Source organism: Paenibacillus sp. PvP094, assembly GCF_040546835.1.
Classification (GTDB): domain Bacteria; phylum Bacillota; class Bacilli; order Paenibacillales; family Paenibacillaceae; genus Paenibacillus; species Paenibacillus illinoisensis.
This window is the reverse complement of record NZ_JBEPOM010000001.1, coordinates 6,558,150-6,577,600: the sequence shown is the minus strand read 5'-3', so window position 1 is coordinate 6,577,600 and position 19,451 is coordinate 6,558,150. Positions and strand designations below refer to the sequence as shown.

The 19,451-nt window shown below is 46.5% G+C and carries 20 protein-coding genes, 1 tRNA gene and 1 pseudogene; 13 read left to right on the top strand and 9 right to left on the bottom strand.

Annotated elements, in window-relative coordinates:
• Positions 1-85 precede the first annotated feature (85 nt).
• Positions 86-871: a class I SAM-dependent methyltransferase gene (locus tag ABIC22_RS29650; RefSeq protein WP_354485685.1), complete on the top strand. Its 786-nt coding sequence runs from the start codon at positions 86-88 to the stop codon at positions 869-871.
• Positions 872-988: 117 nt separating this feature from the next.
• Here ABIC22_RS29650 and ABIC22_RS29645 read toward each other — a convergent pair whose 3' ends face one another.
• Positions 989-2,128 carry a zinc-dependent alcohol dehydrogenase gene (locus ABIC22_RS29645; RefSeq protein WP_354485683.1) on the bottom strand — a complete coding sequence of 380 codons (1,140 nt, stop codon included), beginning with the start codon at positions 2,126-2,128 and terminating at the stop codon, positions 989-991.
• A gap of 79 nt (positions 2,129-2,207) precedes the next feature.
• A complete protein-coding gene (locus ABIC22_RS29640; protein WP_110759596.1) occupies positions 2,208-3,371 on the bottom strand; it encodes an oxalate decarboxylase family bicupin in 1,164 nt (387 codons plus the stop codon).
• Between the two features lie 290 nt (positions 3,372-3,661).
• Between ABIC22_RS29640 and ABIC22_RS29635 the strand changes: the two genes are divergently transcribed.
• Positions 3,662-4,222: a nitroreductase family protein gene (locus ABIC22_RS29635; RefSeq protein WP_127536494.1), complete on the top strand. Its 561-nt coding sequence runs from the start codon at positions 3,662-3,664 to the stop codon at positions 4,220-4,222.
• A gap of 137 nt (positions 4,223-4,359) precedes the next feature.
• Positions 4,360-4,878, top strand: coding sequence for a MarR family transcriptional regulator (locus tag ABIC22_RS29630; protein WP_354485681.1), 519 nt, complete (start codon positions 4,360-4,362; stop codon positions 4,876-4,878).
• An 87-nt stretch (positions 4,879-4,965) separates the two neighbouring features.
• Here ABIC22_RS29630 and ABIC22_RS29625 read toward each other — a convergent pair whose 3' ends face one another.
• A complete protein-coding gene (locus tag ABIC22_RS29625) occupies positions 4,966-5,847 on the bottom strand; it encodes an SDR family NAD(P)-dependent oxidoreductase (RefSeq protein ID WP_354485679.1) in 882 nt (293 codons plus the stop codon).
• Positions 5,848-6,051: 204 nt separating this feature from the next.
• On the opposite strand from ABIC22_RS29625, the gene ABIC22_RS29620 reads away from it, so the two are divergent.
• On the top strand, positions 6,052-6,486 hold the full coding sequence (locus ABIC22_RS29620) for a MerR family transcriptional regulator (protein WP_127536491.1): 435 nt from the start codon (positions 6,052-6,054) through the stop codon (positions 6,484-6,486).
• An 81-nt stretch (positions 6,487-6,567) separates the two neighbouring features.
• Here the strand turns inward: ABIC22_RS29620 and ABIC22_RS29615 are convergent, their stop codons facing one another.
• Positions 6,568-7,494 carry an AraC family transcriptional regulator gene (locus ABIC22_RS29615; protein ID WP_354485676.1) on the bottom strand — a complete coding sequence of 309 codons (927 nt, stop codon included), beginning with the start codon at positions 7,492-7,494 and terminating at the stop codon, positions 6,568-6,570.
• Positions 7,495-7,657: 163 nt separating this feature from the next.
• Here ABIC22_RS29615 and ABIC22_RS29610 point away from each other — a divergent pair, with 163 nt between their 5' ends.
• The 5 genes from ABIC22_RS29610 (at position 7,658) to ABIC22_RS29590 (ending at position 12,419) form a co-directional block, all read left to right on the top strand.
• Entirely contained in the window at positions 7,658-7,939 is a 282-nt protein-coding gene (locus ABIC22_RS29610) for an Atu4866 domain-containing protein (RefSeq protein WP_354485674.1), read from the top strand.
• A gap of 21 nt (positions 7,940-7,960) precedes the next feature.
• Entirely contained in the window at positions 7,961-8,698 is a 738-nt protein-coding gene (locus ABIC22_RS29605; RefSeq protein WP_127536488.1) for an SDR family oxidoreductase, read from the top strand.
• Positions 8,699-8,755: 57 nt separating this feature from the next.
• The gene (locus ABIC22_RS29600) at positions 8,756-9,658 is read left to right on the top strand and encodes a LysR family transcriptional regulator (protein WP_127536487.1); all 903 of its coding nucleotides are present in this window, start codon (positions 8,756-8,758) and stop codon (positions 9,656-9,658) included.
• A 232-nt stretch (positions 9,659-9,890) separates the two neighbouring features.
• On the top strand, positions 9,891-10,634 hold the full coding sequence (locus ABIC22_RS29595; protein WP_246058084.1) for a spermidine synthase: 744 nt from the start codon (positions 9,891-9,893) through the stop codon (positions 10,632-10,634).
• A 165-nt stretch (positions 10,635-10,799) separates the two neighbouring features.
• The gene (locus tag ABIC22_RS29590) at positions 10,800-12,419 is read left to right on the top strand and encodes a sensor domain-containing diguanylate cyclase (RefSeq protein ID WP_354485671.1); all 1,620 of its coding nucleotides are present in this window, start codon (positions 10,800-10,802) and stop codon (positions 12,417-12,419) included.
• 80 nt (positions 12,420-12,499) lie between these two features.
• Here the strand turns inward: ABIC22_RS29590 and ABIC22_RS29585 are convergent, their stop codons facing one another.
• The 3 genes from ABIC22_RS29585 to ABIC22_RS29575 all read right to left on the bottom strand — a co-directional run bounded on the left by ABIC22_RS29585 (position 12,500) and on the right by ABIC22_RS29575 (position 15,308).
• A complete protein-coding gene (locus ABIC22_RS29585; protein WP_095288069.1) occupies positions 12,500-12,862 on the bottom strand; it encodes a winged helix-turn-helix transcriptional regulator in 363 nt (120 codons plus the stop codon).
• A gap of 218 nt (positions 12,863-13,080) precedes the next feature.
• Entirely contained in the window at positions 13,081-14,073 is a 993-nt protein-coding gene (locus ABIC22_RS29580; protein ID WP_354485669.1) for a Gfo/Idh/MocA family protein, read from the bottom strand.
• A 41-nt stretch (positions 14,074-14,114) separates the two neighbouring features.
• Positions 14,115-15,308, bottom strand: coding sequence for an adenosylhomocysteinase (locus ABIC22_RS29575; RefSeq protein WP_354485667.1), 1,194 nt, complete (start codon positions 15,306-15,308; stop codon positions 14,115-14,117).
• Positions 15,309-15,525: 217 nt separating this feature from the next.
• On the opposite strand from ABIC22_RS29575, the gene ABIC22_RS29570 reads away from it, so the two are divergent.
• Positions 15,526-15,610 (top strand) — tRNA-Leu (locus ABIC22_RS29570).
• Positions 15,611-15,725: 115 nt separating this feature from the next.
• Here ABIC22_RS29570 and ABIC22_RS29565 read toward each other — a convergent pair.
• The gene (locus ABIC22_RS29565; RefSeq protein WP_095358960.1) at positions 15,726-15,917 is read right to left on the bottom strand and encodes a hypothetical protein; all 192 of its coding nucleotides are present in this window, start codon (positions 15,915-15,917) and stop codon (positions 15,726-15,728) included.
• Positions 15,918-16,075: 158 nt separating this feature from the next.
• Here ABIC22_RS29565 and ABIC22_RS29560 point away from each other — a divergent pair, with 158 nt between their 5' ends.
• Entirely contained in the window at positions 16,076-17,224 is a 1,149-nt protein-coding gene (locus ABIC22_RS29560; protein WP_354485665.1) for a sn-glycerol-1-phosphate dehydrogenase, read from the top strand.
• Positions 17,225-17,446: 222 nt separating this feature from the next.
• On the opposite strand, the gene ABIC22_RS29555 is transcribed toward ABIC22_RS29560, so the two are convergent.
• A complete protein-coding gene (locus ABIC22_RS29555) occupies positions 17,447-18,043 on the bottom strand; it encodes a helix-turn-helix domain-containing protein (protein ID WP_095288064.1) in 597 nt (198 codons plus the stop codon).
• 447 nt (positions 18,044-18,490) lie between these two features.
• On the opposite strand from ABIC22_RS29555, the pseudogene ABIC22_RS29550 reads away from it, so the two are divergent.
• A pseudogene (locus ABIC22_RS29550) lies at positions 18,491-18,874 on the top strand (phage holin family protein); the annotation flags it as partial.
• Positions 18,875-19,124: 250 nt separating this feature from the next.
• On the top strand, positions 19,125-19,412 hold the full coding sequence (locus tag ABIC22_RS29545) for a Dabb family protein (RefSeq protein ID WP_127536480.1): 288 nt from the start codon (positions 19,125-19,127) through the stop codon (positions 19,410-19,412).
• The last annotated feature ends 39 nt before the right edge of the window (positions 19,413-19,451 follow it).

The following is a 19,451-nucleotide window of genomic DNA, read 5'->3' as shown; positions in this document are numbered from 1 at the left end:
CCTGATCTGTGCTAAAATAGTTACAATAATTTAACTTTTGAAACGATGTTTCATCTATCGGAACATTAGGCAAGGAGGAAGCAGTATGACTCATGACGGAATGAAAGGACAAGTGCAGCAGCAATTCGGCAAAAATGCCGAGAAGTATGTGACCAGTCCCCTGCATGCCAAGGGCAAGGATCTGGATGTGCTGGTGGCTTCATCTGGGGCAAGTCCTGATATGCATGTACTTGATATAGCAACGGGAGGAGGACACGTTGCGTGTGCACTGGCCCCTCTTGTTAAGCAGGTAACGGCTTTGGATTTGACAGAGGAGATGCTCCAGGTAGCTGAACGCTTTATTAGGGAGAGCGGTCATCAGAACGTGAATTTTGTACCGGGAGATGCGGAGCATTTACCCTTCGAAGATGATGTCTTCGATATCGTCACCTGCAGGATTGCTGCGCACCATTTTTCCGATGTTTTTTCTTTTCTAACGGAGGCGTTCCGGGTAACGAAACCAGGCGGAAGACTGCTGCTGATAGACAACGTGGCACCGGAGCGTGATGAATATGATCAATTCTACAATGAAGTAGAGAAGCGCCGCGATCCCAGTCATGTTCGTGCATGGCGCAAGTCGGAGTGGATTCGAATGATGGAAGTGGCGGAATATCGCGTGGAAGCAATGGTTTCCTTCGAGAAAACCTTCCTCTTTGAAGATTGGTGCAAGCGTGCCGGACTGCCTGAAGCGGATGTACGGGAGCTTGAAGCAAGCATGCTATGTGCACCTTCGGTCATTAAAAAGTTCTTCCGGTTCGAAGAGGCAGTACCGAATAAGCTGTCAAGCTTTGGGGGAGAAAGTGTACTCATTCAAGCCTCGAAAGCTAGATAGTTCAAGAGATGCAACAAGGATACCATTTTTCATCCTGTCTGGCATATGAATAACAACACAAAAGGCAGATGACCTGTACAAGGGCATCTGCCTTATTGCTGTGCTCATGCTCCTACATTAAGGTTTCAGCACAACTTTGGTACATTCGTCTTCATGATCGTTGAAGATCCGATACGCCTCACTGGCATTTTCCAGCGCAATGCGATGGGAGACAATCTCGGTCGGATCGAATTCACCTGCTGTAATCTTGCGGAACAATTCAGGCATATAGTGGATGACAGGAGCCTGTCCCATTTTAAGATTAATGTTGCGTTCAAACATACTGCCCAGTGGGAACATGTTGTAGGACGAACCGTACACACCTGTAAGCTGGAATGTACCGAATTTGCGTACGGCTTTCATACCAATTTCAATGGCACTCAGGGCACCACCGTGAAGCTTCAGCTTCTGTCCGATTTCCTCCAAAGTGGATTTTTTGCCGTCCATGCCGACACAGTCGATGACCACATCGGTACCGCCACCCGTAATCTCGCGGATATGTGCACCCATGTCATCATAAGCTTCAAAATTGAAGGTTTCCACATCATTCATACGCTTGGCTTTGTCAAGGCGATACGGAAGGCGGTCAACAGCGATAACCCGCTTCGCGCCTTTCATCCAGGCGAACTTCTGGGTCATCAAGCCAATGGGCCCACTACCCAGTACGGTTACCGTATCTCCAGGTTTAACGCCGGCATTTTCGACACTCCAGTAGGCGGTAGGAAGAACATCGGATAGAAACAGCAAGGCTTCGTCTTCCAATTCACAGGATTCCGGAATGACAAACGGCATGAAATTTCCGTAAGGCACACGCAGGAATTCCGCCTGACCACCAGGGTGATTGCCATACCGTTCCGTAAATCCGAAATAACCACCGGTGTGAATATCCGGGTTACCGTTGGAATTGTCACATTGGCTTTCCATGTCATGGTTGCAATAGAAGCATTCGCCACAAGAAATGTTAAAAGGCAGGACCACGCGGTCCCCCTTTTTTACGCGTGTCACTTCAGGACCAACTTCCTCCACGATCCCCATCGGTTCATGACCGATGACATAATCCTTTTCAGCTGGTAATGCCCCCTGATAAATATGAAGATCTGATCCACATATGGCTGTAGAAGTAATACGAACGATAATGTCATCCTTTTGTTGCAATCTCGGATCTTCAACCTGCTTCACCTGAATATCCTTGGTTCCTTGAAAAGTAACGGCTCTCATCTTCATATTCCTCCTATCGTTTTGGTAGTTCTCTGAGAATTACCCCGTTTGGAGCAATTTGATAGAGGTACATATGAAATTAAACGACAGGCCATTTCACTTTGCGCAGGGCATCAAGCAGCTCCGTTGGCGCGTTCAGATTGTCGCGGACAAGTTCACGAGGTGTAAGTGCCATCCATTGGTTCAATGAGATATCTTCAAAACGGTCACTTCGGAAGATCTCCAAAAACCATAAGGTATCGCTGCCTGTGTTTTGAACATAGTGCCCCATGGCTACTGGAACATACCCTACATCTCCGGCTCTGTAATTGAATGTGCGTGCCGTACCATTGCCGCCGAACACCGTCATTCTTCCTTGTCCCGTGAGATAATACTGCCATTCATCCGCATTCGGATGCCAGTGTAATTCACGCATGCCACCAGGTTTAATCTCAACCAGCGCAGCAGCGACGGTTGTGGAGATAGGGAAGTTGGTGGAATCCACTATGCGCACACTTCCTCCCGGTGTTATAAGCGGCTCCTGAGCCAGCAAGCGATGTTTGAATGAAAAGGGGACAGTACCATAGGGTGAAGGAATCTCCTGACTCGCGAGTGAACCAGGAACCTGATCCTGAAAAATATAAACCTGATCTGTCGGCCTGGACTGAAATGCAGATTCAGGTACTCCAAAATTGACAGACAATACCTCTGCAGGGGTGTGCGCGAACCAGTCTGAAATGGATAACGTGTTGAGATCGGAGAAGGAACCATCATCAAAAACAAGCAAAAATTCACAGCCCTCCTCCAGTCCCTGAATGGAATGGGGCAGGCCTTTGGGAAAGAACCACAGGTCTCCAGGTCCGACATCAGCGATAAAATTCCGACCCTCCTGATCCACAGATGTGATTCTTGCCGTTCCCCAGATCATATAAGCCCACTCGGATTGCTGGTGCCAGTGGAGTTCCCGTACGCCGCCGGGAGTCAAACTCATGTTGACCCCAGCTAGAGTCGTGGCAATGGGCAGATCTCGTACTGTAATCTCGCGTGACCATCCGCCATGGTTTAACTGCATATGTGTATCGGAAAAGGACATTTTCAGATTGGGGAGCAGCCCTGCATCCGTTGCTGGAGGAACCAGCATATCCGGATTTTCAAGGTCTCTCATGACATCACGTGGACCCAAATCCGGCCCGCCTGCCCCGTCTCTTCGGATTGGTTGTGGAACAATGGTTGGTTTACCGTTAGGTTGTGATCCTTTTGTCATTCGTCTATCCCTCCAGTTCAGATCATGCTGAAGCATACCTTGTCGTCATTCATACATTTATGAAGCAGGGCCTGGATATTATGAAAGACAGGGGGGAGACGGGACCCATGGCTTGTCTGTGCCACAAACTCTTAAGACATGAAGGAGGACGCTTCTGGCATTTGCTCGTTTGTGGCTTGAAACATAAAGATTGACGTTCATCGCATTTCATAGTACCCTTATATTGTTTCATATGAAACAAAAAAATGAAAAAACGGTATACATACTTATTCGGAAATGAGGAAGTTCATATGACAATAGCCGATACGATTCGCTCTCGACGAAGTATCCGCAGCTTTACTGCACAACCGGTGTCCACGGACTTAATTGTTGAATTGCTTAATGATGCGGTCTGGGCACCTAATCATGGCATGCGAGAACCCTGGCGTTTTATTCTCGCGGAGCGTGCAGAAGCAAAAGAACATGTGGCCAGTCTGATGCTGGAATCGGTGCAAAACATGAAATTGATGAAGTTGATGCCCGGCAAACTGCAGCAGGCGCTGAAAAATAAGATCAGCCGCATGCCTGCGCACCTTATTGTGGTAATGAAGAATGAAAAGGATCACCATAAGCAGGAAGAAGACTATGCGGCAGTAAGCTGCGTTATTCAGAATTTTCAACTACTTGCCTGGGAACGGGGACTAGGTATGATTTGGTCCACGATGGAATACATTCATTCCCCCATTTTTTGCGAGGGTTTGAGCGTGAAGACAGATGAGCGAATCGTCGGTGTGCTGCATATGGGGTACTTCGACAAAACACCGAAACCCAAGTCGCGCACTTCCGCTGAACAAAAGCTTACCCTGCTGTAGTCACGGAACAGGAGGTTGATATATATCGTATTAATTCTGATTATATTGTTTCCGTTGAAACAAACTTCGGTGTATAATATAAGTTATTCAAGCCTAGCTTGCATAATAGACCGAGAGAAGAAAAGGTTGGGGAAACTATGGATCAGGAACAGACGGATCTGCGTTACATTTATGGATTGTTTATTAAGCTTTTGCATCAAAAAGAACAAAAGGATGACCAGGAAAATCTATTCTTCATGAATATTATTCGCGAGACTCTGTCATCAGACGCAGCTATGAACATGACGGATGTGCATGTGATTGCGTGTATTGGGGATCACGAACCCATTAATCTGACTTCCATAGCTGAACGAATGGAACTCAGCAAAGGGAACACCTCCAAAGTGGCCCATAAACTGCTGAAGCAAGGATGGCTTCGAAAAACACAGTTAAATGACAACAAAAAGGAGATTTATTTCCGGTTAACCTCACCTGGCAAAAAGCTGTTTCACGTTCATGCCGATCTGCACGAAAAGATTGAAAATCAATTCCTCCGTTTTCTGGGGGAATATAACAAAATGGAGCTTGAATTTTTAAAGAGATTTGTGCTGGATTTGACTCGTTTCTATGAGCAGTTGGATACTCGTAGTTTAATGGATGGCCTGGAGGAAGAGTGATTTGACAGGGAACTAAACTGGAATGGAGAGGACCCCCGTGGTGACACGGGGAGAATGTTACTTGCCAAAGTACAATATGTCCAGTTGTTAATCGCTTTTTTGATTTCCACTTCCTGCAGGGATTGAAAATAGAAACTCTTGCTCGTAAATTTCATGTACCCGCTTCAAAATGAAGGGACCTTGCTCTTTGAAACGAAGTTCAGTCGGTTTATTTTTTATCAGGAACGTACCTGATTCGTGATTGGTCTGTGAGAATGCGGCACTATACAGTAACGAAGCACCGTGACTTGGAGGAGGGAAGAACAGTTTCATGACAGGCTTGATGTAAAACGGCAAACCGGATTTTTTGCTGCCGCGTAAAGTATTGTTACCTCCAGGATCTACGCTCAGAAGACGAATGCCATCTGACTTCGCCGCCTCAGCCGCCTCGCGTGTCCATAAGGAGAGGCCAAGCTTCGAGGTGGCATATGGACCAAACAGCTTTTTGAATTCGGTTGGACGTTCCAGAATGTCCAGGTTGAACTGTCGGACCATACTGAATGCACTCGTTGAAGTATTAACAACCGTCTTGAAGGTGCTCCTGCGTATAAGATCATATAACTCCATATAAATGATATAAGGAACGATGGTTTGAAGTTCAAAGTGCATTTCATGCCCTTGGTCAGAAAAACGAAGCTCTGCCGCACTGCCCCCTGCGTTATTAAAGAGGACATCAATCGTATCCAATTGGAGTTTAATCTGATCGAGCGCGATTTTCAGACTTTCGTAGTTAGTCAGGTTAGCCTGAACCAAATGAAGCTGCCCTGAACGTAATGCACGTTGAATATCGCCTTGCTCTGCCGGAAAAGGTGAACGGTTGAGGCCGATGACCTGCCATCTTTCGGCCAATAACGAGCGGGTCAGCTCGAGGCCAATTCCTGAGGTTGAGCCCGTAATCAGCGCGGTGTGAAGTTTGTTTGGTTTATTCATAGTTACCTCCATTATGTTGGGAATTACAGAACGAATCTGTATGCTGCGCTCATTCTATAATTTGGAGTCGACTCCAAGTCAAGCGGTCGGATCGAATGAATTTTGAACGTTCATGTGGATTGGTTGTAGGACTGAATCCGGCTTGACTTGGAGCTGACTCCAAGTTGTAAGATGAAGGTATGAGGGCAAAGGAGGCTGAGGCGGATGAGTAATGAGGCACTATATTCCATTAAGGAAACAGCGGAGAAGGCGGGATTATCGGAAGATACGATTCGATATTATGAGAAGATTCAGCTTCTGCCGCGGGCAGATCGGAAGGCGAACAGGCACCGTGTATACCGTCAAGAGGATATTCGGACCATGAAACTCATTTCTTGTCTAAAAAAGACAGGTATGTCTCTGGAGGATATGAAGCCTTACCTGCACATGTCGATGGATTCGAATCTGGACGAATTCCCGGAAGAGCGTGAGATGCTGGTGAGCCATCGAATGAAAATAGAAGCGCAGATTGCCTCGCTGCAGCAGGTCGTTGATTTTATCGATGAGAAGCTGAACAAGCGGAGCTTGTTTCCTGATGAATGTCCTATAACTGGAGAGAATCAGATGTCGGTTTTTGAGAAAAAGAACATGTTCTCCTGATGGACACCATTCCAATAACATTCATTACACCCGAGAACCCACGTCTGGACGACGCGGGTTCTTTTTGATTGCGATTAACACTCAAATTTGCAGCGCATGACGAAGACGTTGGATATCGCTTTTTGGTGGCAGACCATACATTCGGGCATATTCCCTGCTGAATTGGGAAGGGCTCTCGTATCCAACCTGAAATGCGGCATCGGCAGCATCAGTTGAACCGGCAATGAGCATACTTCTGGCTTCCTGCAACCGGATTTGTTTTTGAAATTGTATGGGGCTCATGGCGGTGATGGCTTTGAAATGGTAGTGAAGTGAGGAGGAACTCATATTAACCATGGCGGCAAGCTGGTCCACGCGCAGCGGTTTGTCATATTCGGATTGGATGACTTCGATCACCTTGGCGATGTGCTGTGCGTGGCTGTTTTGAACGGCAAATTGTTTTATTGAATGTCCGTGTTCATCCTGAATAATTCGATATAAAATTTCACGGATAATCAGGGGAGCGAGTATTGGAATATCTTCTGGAGTATCGAGCAGCCGAACCAATCGGATGATGGCTTCAAGAAGCGGGACCTTGTTAGAGCTGACAAATAATCCACGCTGGGTTGAGTTGTCCGGTTTGAATTGTAGAGCAGTCGGGTCTTGTATCAGATCGAAAATCTGACCAGAGTCAAAATCAAGTCGCATACATAGATATGGCTTATCTGCAGTAGCTTGAACCACTTGTCCTGAAATAGGCAAGTTTACTGAAGCTACCAAATATTGTGTCTCGTCATAGGTATAACTCTCCCGGCCCAGTATGACTAACTTAGATCCTTGAGCGACAATGCAGAGAGCAGGTTGTTGAACAGAATATATGGGTTGAGATATCTCCGAGGCACGAATCAAAGAGAGTGCAGGGATAGCCGTGGAATGAATTCCGTCTTTGAGGGTAACACGCCCGATAAGATGAGCCAATTCCTGCATCTGAAACGTGACATCCTCATCCATATGTAGTGATGAAGTCATGGAGCATACAACCTCCTTTTTTCGAATCGGTTTATTTTATTCTAGAATCTTCTGGAGGAATAGGCAAGATTGTTGGGGGAATCTTCTATCTGGTGTGAGGTGATCTCTTACATAATAAGGATAAGCAATTGAAGCTTTTGAAAAACAGCAAGGAGGTTGGGAAATGGAATACAATCCATCAGGTAACAGACCGGAACATGGACACCCTTATGTTGGCATGTGGGTGACAAAGGATGGTTATATCCGCCATGAACTGCTCCCGAATGGTCGATATGATGAAGCCAGAGGTCAGAGGAAAAGTGCATATCAAGGACGTTATGTCGTGGAAGGAGATCATATTGAATATGTGGATGATACGGGTTTTACAGCGGATGGAGACTTTGTAGAAGGTATCTTATATCACGCAGGCATGGTTTTGTACAGAGAAACAAATAAAAATAACTAATGGTAAAGGAGCGGATTTCACATGTTTAATGTAAAAGGAAAAGTCGTTGTCATTACAGGTGCTAGCAGCGGAATTGGAGAAGCGACGGCTCGATTGCTGGCACAGCAAGGGGCTCACGTGGTTATTGGGGCTAGACGTGTTGAACGTTTGCATGCACTCGCATCTTCCATCCGTTCTGAGGGTGGATCCGTAGAGGTTCAGGCACTCGATGTAACCCGGCTGGAAGAAATGCAGAGTATTGTAGATCTGGCGCTAACCCGCTATGGTCGTCTGGATGTGGTTATCAACAATGCGGGTTTGATGCCTTTATCTCCTCTTGAAGCCTTAAAAGTGGATGAATGGAATCGAATGATTGATGTCAATATTCGGGGAGTGCTACACGGGATAGCAGCGGGGTTACCTGTCATGAGAAAGCAGGGTGCTGGCCAATTTATTAACATCGCTTCGATTGGTGCCTATGCCGTAACACCGACAGCATCCGTCTATTGTGCAACCAAATACGCAGTCCGCGCGATCACGGAGGGTTTACGTCTGGAAGTGGGTGGCGATATTCGGGTAACGCTTGTTTCTCCAGGGGTAACCGAATCGGAGCTTGCCGAGACGATCACGGATGTCGGAGCGCGTGATTTCATGAAGGATTATCGGCGTATTTCCATCCCGGCATCGGCCATTGCTCAGAGCATCTTGTATGCAATTAGCCAACCTGCTGAGGTAGATGTCAATGAAATTGTCGTCAGACCAACAGCAAGTCTCGTTTAAGGCGAACACTCTTTTGGTATATAATAGAACCAACTATACGAAAAGAGGAATAACACGTTGACTCTGCAACAATTAAAATATGTGATTGAAGTTGCCACGCGCGGCTCCATGAATGAAGCGGCCAAACGGCTATTTATTTCTCAGCCGAGCCTTTCGAACGCGATCCGGGATTTGGAACAAGAGATGCGCATTACCATTTTTGAACGTACAAACAAGGGAATCTCGCTGTCCAAAGAAGGCGTGGAATTTCTGAGTTATGCCCGGCAGGTCGTGGAGCAGGCAGAATTGCTGGAGAATCGTTACTTGAATGCCAAGCCTTCTCCACAGCATTTCTCGGTATCAACTCAGCATTATGCGTTTGCCGTGAATGCCTTTGTACGTCTGGTACAGCAGTATGGTCAAGATGAATATGAGCTTGCACTGCGGGAAACAAAGACATATGAAATTATCCAGGATGTAAAGAGCCTGCGAAGTGAAATTGGGATTCTGTATTTGAACGAGTTCAATGCCAAGGTGATTAACAAATTGTTAAAGGATGCCGGTCTGGTTTTCACAAGCCTCTTTATAGCCAAACCGCACATCTTCATTAGTGTGAAGAACCCTCTGGCTAAGCAAGCATCTGTGGCGATTGAGCAGCTGAAGGACTACCCTTACCTGTCATTTGATCAAGGGGAGTACAACTCTTTTCATTTTTCCGAAGAGATTCTGAGTACGTTATCCCATCCCAAGAGCATCCAGGTCAATGACCGGGCGACGTTGTTTAACCTACTGATTGGTCTAAATGGGTATACCATTTCAACAGGTGTTCTCAGCGCTGATTTGAACGGAAATGAGATCATTCCTGTTCCGCTGGAGTGCGAGGAATCGATCAATGTGGGCTGGATCAGCCACAAAAGCACCTCTCTTTCCAATCTGGGTGTGGAATATGTCAAAGCTTTGCATGAGGCCATAGGGTCCTGACTGTACGGACAAGTTGGGATTTTCCTGAAAAATATGCGAACCTGCTCCACTCCCGTATTCGGGTTTGGTCATTATTAAAATTTGTGAGCTTATCTCAAGCCATTCAAAACCGTTTCCGGGTAACCGTGAACGGTTTTTTTCTCATTTTTATGGAGTACGGCGATAGAGAATTGTTATAATGAAAAATAGTTTATTTGCATGTAATGGATGGAACTTGAGAGGAGTACAGCTCGTGAGAGTTTTATATCGGAATATGAGTGAGCAGCATGCGTTAACCGTATATGATACAACCAGGCTTTATGGGGAAAAGGGGCATTTCCGGGTTTTGGAGTTTTCGAACGAGGCTGTTCAGGGAGCCATGGATCTCGATGAGCCTTCACGAATGCTGCTTGAATACCCAAGGGCAATGGTTCATCTAATGGAGCGCAATACGCCTGAATACGAAAAGGTTTTTGTAGTAGGGCACGGAATTGGTACGCTCTCGACTTATCTGTCAAACCGCCAGGTGAAGATCGCCGAGTTGGACGAGGAAGTGGTTGAATTAAGCAAGACGCTATTTGGATATGAGGGCACTGCAGTCATGGTGGGAGATGGCCGGGAGCTGCTGCAGCAGGAACCAGCAGAAACGTATGATTATATTATTATCGATGCATTTACCGCAGCAGGAACGCCGAAGCAGTTTACCTCCAGATCTTTCTTTACGATGGCTCAAAGCAAGCTGCGGTCTGGTGGAAGCGTACTGTTGAATGTATTTGGGCGTGCGGGCAATGACAGACTTGTAAACGCGATATATGCAACGATGGCTGACCAGTTTGATTACACACGTTCATTTGCACTGCCTGCGGAAACGCAGGATGAGATACAGAATCGAATTCTGGTGGGAAGCGATGCTCCTATTGACTTCCAATCGCGCTCTATGGCTGGGTTTGTGGAACAGGAGCCTGGGGAAGGATACATCATCGAGGACGAGCTTTGATTCTGGAGAAGAAGACAGACGCCTGATTTATAAAGCTTGTCATGGAGTTGTCAATTTTAATTGAAGAAACTGTAAAATATTCATACAAAATTAATACATTCATAACAACTTTCGTATAGAATAGTGAGAATATGCCTTTTCATGAAAATCCGGGGGAAAGCACTAATGATCGCAAAGAAAAAAGCATCCAGATGGCGAAGAAAAGCGAGAACCTATAAAAAAATCAGCCTTCCTGCCTTGCTCAGTGGGCTGGTCACCATTTCGGTGCTGATGACCTTAACAATCATGTTTATTTCGTCTTACACAACGCAGAAGCAGTCTCTCATTGACAATACCTTGTCTCTTAATTATTCAAGCGCAGCTCAAATGAGTCAGACACTGGATTCGCTATTTCAGTCCATGCAGAGCAGCTTGAAATATGCTGCAGACTATTTTCCTCAGATGGACTATTCAGATACGGAAAAGTTGGATTCGACGCTGGAATTGATCCAACGCAGCAGCAATTATTTTAACTCTGTAGCCCTTGTGGATGAGAAGGGTGTGATACGCAGCATGTCGCCGTATTCGGGTTTATCCGTCGGGGCGCATGTTTCATCTGAGGCAGCCAAAAAAGCGATGGAGCTTAAGGCGCCCTATATTTCCGAAGCCTATCAGACCCCAAGGACGAAGCGCAGAAATGTTTTTGTCAGTGAACCGATCTTCGATGCAGCTGGACAATTTAAGGGGACTATTGGCGGTAACATCTATCTGCAGGAGAATAATATCCTGAACCTCTCTTTTGGAAGTCAGCTGAGGACAAGCAATGGTTCATATTTTTTTATTGTCGATGCCAAGGGCACGCTTTTATTTCATCCAGATACCAAAAGAATTGGTGAGGACATCAGAAAAAATGAAATTGTACAAAAGCTGATGGATGATCAAACCGGTAAGGAGCAGTATAAAAATCTGGCTGGCATAGATTCGCTTGCCGGGTATCAGAAGGTGCCTGCTACCGATTGGGGCGTCGTGGTCGTATCTCCAACTCAGACGGTGTATGATCAGTTAAATGAGCATATTCGCATGTTATTGCTGTATACTTCCGTTCCGTTTCTCCTCCTGACCCTGATTGTCATTCGGGTAGCGCGTAAACTGGCGAGTCCATTTGTCTATCTGGCCAATCTGGTTAATCAAGTGGATCAGGGCAAAGTGGACCTGCCAACGATGAAACCGCATTGGAACAGGGAGGCCGATTTGTTAACCCGCACGGTTTTGGGTGCATTGGTGAACTTTCGCAAGCAAACGGACCAGCTTACCTATGATGCCAGAACGGATGTGCTGACAGGCATGACGAACCGCAGAACATTTGAAGAAGTCATTCAGCAATGGATTGATGAACAGACGCCATTCTCGATTATTGTTCTGGATATTGACCGCTTCAAATCCATTAACGATACTTACGGGCATCATGCTGGAGACGAGGTTCTGAAGCATATTGCAGGTCTGATCAGGTTGGCCGTTCGGCCGCAGGATGTGAGTTCCCGCTTCGGCGGGGAGGAGTTTGTCGTGCTGCTTCGCCATACCAGAGCTGAAACCGCCTATCAGATTGCTGAATTTATTCGTGTAACGGTTGAGGAGAGTATCATGCCGATCGATCGCTCCGTGACGATATCGGCAGGGGTTGCCGAATATCCGCTGCATTCATCTTCAGCGACGGAGCTGTTCCATCTCGCGGACACAGCTCTGTATCAGGCGAAGGAAGAAGGGCGCAATCGTACCGTGACCATTCAGACCGTAGAAAGGTCATAAACAGGCCGGGAAGATCGCCTATGAAATACACTATAAAAAGCTGATCCCTTATGAGAAGGAATCAGCTTTTTTTGCGTTCACTATACTTCCTGTGACTTGGCTTGGACGACTTCATTTGTATAGGTTTCTCCCCAGTCCCGCATGCTGAATATGATCGGACGGAGTGTTTCCCCAAATGGCGTAAGTGAGTATTCCACTTTGGGTGGCACTTGAGGGTAGATTTCCCGGTGTACAATCCCACTGCTCTCCAATTCTCTTAATTGCAAGGTGAGCATTCGCTGCGTAATGTCGGGAAATAACTTTCGGAGTTCATTGAATCGCAAGGAACCCGAAAACAAGTGATACAGGATGGCTCCTTTCCATTTTCCTCCAATAACGCTAAGTGTAACTTCTACGGCGCAGCCATAGGGTTTGGGGCAAGTCTCGGTTGAAATTTTTTTCATCTATCTGCACCTCCGTCAGCTATGTGTATAGTATCAATTTAAGCACTACGTACCTAAAATGTGTGTATATTGTCTTCAAAGCATACCATGTCTGATTCGGATTATAAACCCTGGATACCGGATTAAAGAAAAGGTGCAATGTATAGTGAAAAACCCGGTTTCGTTATACGAAACAACGGGTTGGTGTAAGATTGAGGGAATACAGTAACATTTAGTTGTTAGACCAGTGAAGACAAGATGGTATCACACAGGGCCATCGTTCCGACATTATCCTTGCCGCTTGAATGCGGAAGCGAATTATTGTGGCAGCATGACATGAAATGCGCCATCTCGCCTACAAATCCACGAAGGTAGAGATCGCGGTATGCGCCTGACATGGGAGAGCTGGAAGGAGTATAGACCGTATCCTGCTCTTCAAGAGCCTTCCAGGGGAGGCTGTCTGAGGTACGAGAGTGATGAACGGTAAGTGTATTCATTTCATCTGCTGACGCAAAACCATGATCGAATGTAACCAGTACGCTTTCGCTTTCGCGTGACCATGCACTCATGCCTGCGAAGTAGGCACTGCCCACAATACCGTTATCAAATTTCAGGGAGATGCTCTGATTAATATGTTCCCCATCCTTGACTGTGGTACCCGTCACGTGCTGTACTTCGCCGAAGAGGAAACGCATCAGATCGACCATGTGGATGGCAGCGAGTTTCATAAACTGTTCTTCATTCTTGCAAAATGGAGTACTGTCAACAGCAAATTTCATCTGAAATGAACGCGTTCTACCCATCGAACCACCATCAATCAGTTCCTTTAATTTCATATATATAGGCGCATAGCGTTTCATAAATCCTACCATTAGTACAACGCCAGCCTTTTCGGCCGCATCTGCAATTTCTGCAGCTTCTCTGGCAGTCCAGCCAAGGGGTTTGTCAACATAGACATTCTTGCCTGCCTTGATGCATTCCATGGCGAGAGACGTTTGATCCTGAGGTTGAGCTACCACAACAACGTTGTTGCAGTCTTCATTTTGCAGCATGAGAGTTGCGTTATCATATGCTGATCCTGTGCTGCCATATCGCAGCAAAGCGGCTTGAGAACGTTCAATACTGCGAGTGGAGATGGCCTGGATGGTAGCCCCTGCTTCTACAGCAGAAGGGTAGATATTGGTCGTTGCATGAAATCCGGCACCGATAAAACAAAGATTCGTTTGAGTCATAACCATTCTCCTTCATTGTTGATCGAACCATTTTTGTCAATCTAAACAGCTTTCTCGCTCAAATGGTACAGCATCTGGCTTGCAATCTCCGAGTTGACGATATGAGGAACAGGCTGTGGTCCATTTACCAGATGCTGACGCTGCTGAACAATATAGAGCAGGGATGCAGCCTGAAGGGACAAGCCCAGATCCATCGTCTCGGCAGGATTTCCGCTTCCACCTGCAAGATTAAGCATCTCACCTTGGGTAAGCAGCATGAGCCGTCGGCCATTCGCAAGGGTGAATTGTTCGATACCTGTTGTAAGACGTTCGGTATGTGCAGCTTCCTGCCGAAGTCCGTCCAGGTCCATTTCCCAGGAGAAATGTCCAGCGTTGGCAAGAATCGTACCATCGTTCATCTGATTAAAGTGTTCCATTGAGATGGCACTCGGGCGACCTGTAACCGTGATGTAAACCTGGGCAAAAGCGAACGTTTCTTCCAGCTTAGCTACGCGAAATCCATCCAGAGCAGCTTCGAGTCCAGCGATAGGATCGGTCTCAACCACAATAACCTGGCTGCCTAGATTACGCAGATATCGGGCAATCCCACGTCCACAGGAACCATATCCTACGATAACGAAGCGTCTTGTAGGCAGAATCAGATTCGTGGTGCGCATGAATCCTTCAATAATGGTCTGACCCACGCCATGTTCATTTTCCATGATGCGTTTGAGAGGACTATCATTAATGACAATAATCGGGAAGGTCACTTCCGCCCCTGTTTCTTCACGCAGCAGATTGGCTCCTGTCGTGGTTTCTTCTGTTCCGCCAATGAGCGCACTATGGTCATAGTGCTGAATGAGAGTGCGAGCCAGATCGGCTCCATTATCCATGAGAAGATGCGGCTGGTGTTCAAGCACGCGATGAATATTGTGCATATGCTGACGGCGTTCATCTGAACGTTGTCCATACACGGGAATGCCTTCGGCGATAAGTGCAGCGGCAACTGCATCCTTGGTTGTGCCTGGGCTTCCTGTTAGTACAACGTTGGCTCCACCAGCCTGTAGGGTTCGGCATAGAACCGCCGTCTTAGGCTCTACGTGAATACAAATTCCAATGGTAAGGCCAGCAAAGGGACGTTCTTTGGAAAATCGGGATTTTAGTGCAGCGAGGAGGGGCATATGCATTTCTGTCCAATGAATATGTCGTTTTCCTTCTTCAATAATTTCAGGTGTCATGTTCATAGGTTTGCTCATATTCCTCTCTATCCATAGGTTGTTTGTCCTTGAGGGCAGTTGGTGATGTTTACGATAGGAGGTTTTTAATTTCTATAAAAGGACATATGTCCTATCAATTTCAGTTCATAAAAAAGTATTGCATTCTTCTTCCAGAGCCTGTATACTCTTAATTACGGTGAAACGAGAGATGGATTAACCGGATGCTTTTCATCAAGGATGAAAAGATACATATTATGCGGTCGTGGCGGAATTGGCAGACGCGCACGGTTCAGGTCCGTGTGGGCTAACCCCCCGTGGAGGTTCGAGTCCTCTCGACCGCATCGAAGAAAAAAGGTTCGAAGATTGCTTTTGCAATCTCTCGAACCTTTTTTTATTTTTCTACGAATTGAAATGCCCTGAAACAGGCTTTGGTTATGTGTCCTCTTGGTTCGGTTGTTAGTGTTGACGCTGGCGCTGGCGTAAGAAAATCGCTGTCCATAGTCCGGACAAGGCACCAATGATGCCGAAAAAGGAAACGCTGCCGACCACTTCATACGCCTGAAATTGGAACAAGAACGCAATCCCGCTGCCCAGGGTCGTTCCTGCAAGAAAACCGAGAGATAGGCCTGTATCTTTGCCGAGCTGCATTGGATCACCTGCTTCAAATAGTTTGTCAAAACATTTGCAAAATGCGGGTACAAGAAGTAAAGTGTGAACAGGAAAATCATTGAAATTTTTCCTATACTCATTGTGTGGCTTTTCCAGTGCAAATATGCATGAACTTAGAAACGGGAGGTTACGAACACATGAATATGAACGAACGCATTGCCGCTTGGAATGCGGAAGCGCAGCAGTGTACCTGTGGACATGATCATCGGCTGGTGCAAATGCAGGTCTTTTTGGAGCATGGTGCAATTCGTAGATTACCGGGGTACCTGTTGGAACAGGGCTATAACCAGGTTACTGTGGTATATGATGGCCAGACAGGTCCGGTGGCGGGTTATGAGGTGGTAAAAAGCCTGCGGGATGCGGGCCTCATGGCGGATGAATTCCAGATGCCGGAGAACAGTGCGGGGGATATCATTGCCGATGAGGCTGCGATTGTGCAGGTACTGCTTGGTGTAAAACAAATGACTCAGGCCATCATCGCAGTGGGATCGGGGACCATACATGATCTGGTGCGATTTGTCTGTGCCAAAATGAACAAGCCATTTCTGTCTGTCCCAACAGCGGCATCGGTTGATGGCTTCACTTCAGCAGGAGCGCCGCTCATTGTAAGCGGCATCAAGCAGACGTTTCAGGCTGTACCGCCCGAAGCGATTTTTGCGGATATTGACATTACCCAGCAGGCTCCCCAAGCAATGACGGCGGCGGGATTCGGTGATATGTTAGGGAAATATACGTCTCTGGCAGATTGGATTGTGTCGCGTGATTTGGGCGGGGAGCCATTCTGCCCGGTTGCTTATCGGATGACGGAAGAAGCGCTGACGGCCTGCATCGAAAATGTACAAGCCATCGCCGAAGGAAGAGCTGAGGGTATAACCGCATTGATGGATGCGTTAATCATTTCCGGTGCCTCCATGCTAATTATTGATCATTCCCGTCCTGCATCCGGGGGTGAGCATCACATTTCTCATCGTTGGGAGATGGAATTGATGGTAGCGGGCCGGAAACCTGTTCTGCATGGAGCCAAAGTCGGCGTAGCTTGCGTGCTTCTGACAGAACGCTACAAGGAACTTGCGAGTCTGTCCCGAGAACCTGTTTTTGATGTGTATGCTACTTTACCTGATGCGTCACAGCTTACGGCATGGCTTGAGCAGGTTGGGGGTCCGACCACAACAGATCAGCTTGGGGTTACACCGGATATGGTAGAACATGCATTTGCAACGGCACATACACTTAGAGAGCGATATACCGGACTCAAATATATCAATGAATCTCTGAACGTAGTTTAAAATAAAACCAACCTGTACATCGGAAAAAAATTATCGGAATGGCTCTGTGTTTCGGTCTTATTTGTACGTACAAATATGACAATGGTTTATTATAAGTTCGAACAAGTTATTGGAGCAAAGTGAAGTGTATCCACGTCACGGGTATATCAAGAGGCATGCTCCATTTAAAAAGGCTCTGTCTTCCCGTGTGGGAAGAACAGAGCCTTTTGTCTGTTCGCTTATTTAGTTGTTGCGACGGTCTTTCAGGATGACATCTGCGAACAAGATGGTTTTCGGGATGCGGAAAAATTGTTCCGCTTGTTCCTGAAACGCGGCAGAAGGCAGCGTTCCCTGATGCAGCCATTTGCGGAAAGTGCCGGGATGAACCCCGATCCAGTGGCTGACATCTGTCACCGACAGATCATGGACCATACACAAGCCTGTCAGAATACGGTTGCTAACCGGAGATCGGGTCACCGTACGCTTCATGAAACGGGAAGGCTCGGGCTGACAAATGACCGGGCTTTTGCGTACCACTTCTTCATTGAAGAGAATGTGACGCGGGTAGCCTAGCAATTGGCACGCTTTGTCCAAATTGGTACTGCCGGGTATCCGCCCCTCATACACCCACGCGCTCACGCTGCGTGATGAGATGGATAGATCTTCGGCAAGCTGGGACAACTTGATATCATTGGCCATCAGCACGGCTAGAAGAACGCGGTTTCGGATTTGACAGCGTGTCGGTTTACGGAATCGTTTAACACGGACGCCTTTTCCCAAGTATTTACGGTTGATCAGAGACCACGCCTGGATGGAATGTTGTTCTGGTTGATTAGGCATATTTCCTCCGATTTTTTTAACCAAATACTACAATAAGAACCGGGGTACTTTCAAGTGCCAGGTGCACTGGTTTGGATTGGGCTCAATCCTTTGAGAAAGTTAAAGGAGGGAATTATGGACTAGGGTATGTGCAATTCGTTTCCTAGTATATTCCTAGATTACAATGTTTCACTAAATTTCAGGGATCAAAGAGAACATGAAAACCAATAAATTAGGTCCTTAAGACTATTTATAGGACTTTTATACTTTTCTCTGATTTTAGTTGATATGATGCGGATTATTACCTAAAATCCACCAAAAAATTGGGACAGTACTAATCTTTATCCCGGAATGATGTGCACAAATCCGAAAATAAAATCCGCAAGTTGAACCGGGCGATTGGTCTGTCAAAATCTCTAATTCTTACATATTTTGTATAATGATCAATTCAGAGAGAGGGGTGAAAACGTGAGTCCAGCCGTAAATACCTTTGCTGCAATTTCCGGAGCGTTCGTAACGTTTGCTTTTGGCGTTTGGGATGAATTGCTGAGTCTGCTTGTCATTGCGATGGCTGTGGATTATGTTACAGGTCTCGCTGCAGCGGTGAGGTCGGGAACAGGGTTAAATAGCAACATCGGGTTCTGGGGACTTGCCCGCAAGGGGCTAATGCTGACCGTTATCCTTCTTGCTCACCGTATTGATCTGCTTATGGGAACAGACATTATCAAGGGAGGAGCCATCTACTTCTACTTGGTTAACGAGTTAATTTCCATTACAGAAAACTATGCCAGGATTGGTCTTCCGCTGCCTGATAAGCTCAGACAAGCCATTGCCGTGCTGAAGAAACAGGAAGACCTTTCGGATCGGGAGTGGTCCAAACCGCAAGTAGAGGCACCTGAAGCTGATTCGAAAACCCCTTCAGAAGAGACATCTCCTGCACAGGATGAAGATAATGCAAAAAAGAACAGTTCAGCATAGCATTGTTTTATCGTTTAGAGAACGTTTACAAGTATCCTTTCGCAATAACTAACGTTATGATATATTTTGGTTACACGAAAATTCATTCATTTCCACTAATATATGCAAACGGGGTGCTTGTTCAATGATTAAACATATTGTTCTTTTTAAAATGAAAGATCGTTCTCCAGAAACCATTGAGGCTGCTGCAAACGTTCTTCGCAACTTGCAAGGCAAAATTGATGTCCTGATCTCATTGGAAGTTGGCGTGGATGTGCTTCGCTCTGACAGATCTTTCGACATCTCATTGACAGCCGAATTTGCATCACTGGAAGATCTGCAGGCCTACCAGGTCCACCCGCTTCATCAGGAAGTCATCCAGTATATGAACGAGGTCAGAGAACAGTCGATCGCAGTGGATTACGAGATCTAATTTAATCATTTCATTCTGCAGTTGTTAAAGGAGACTGGG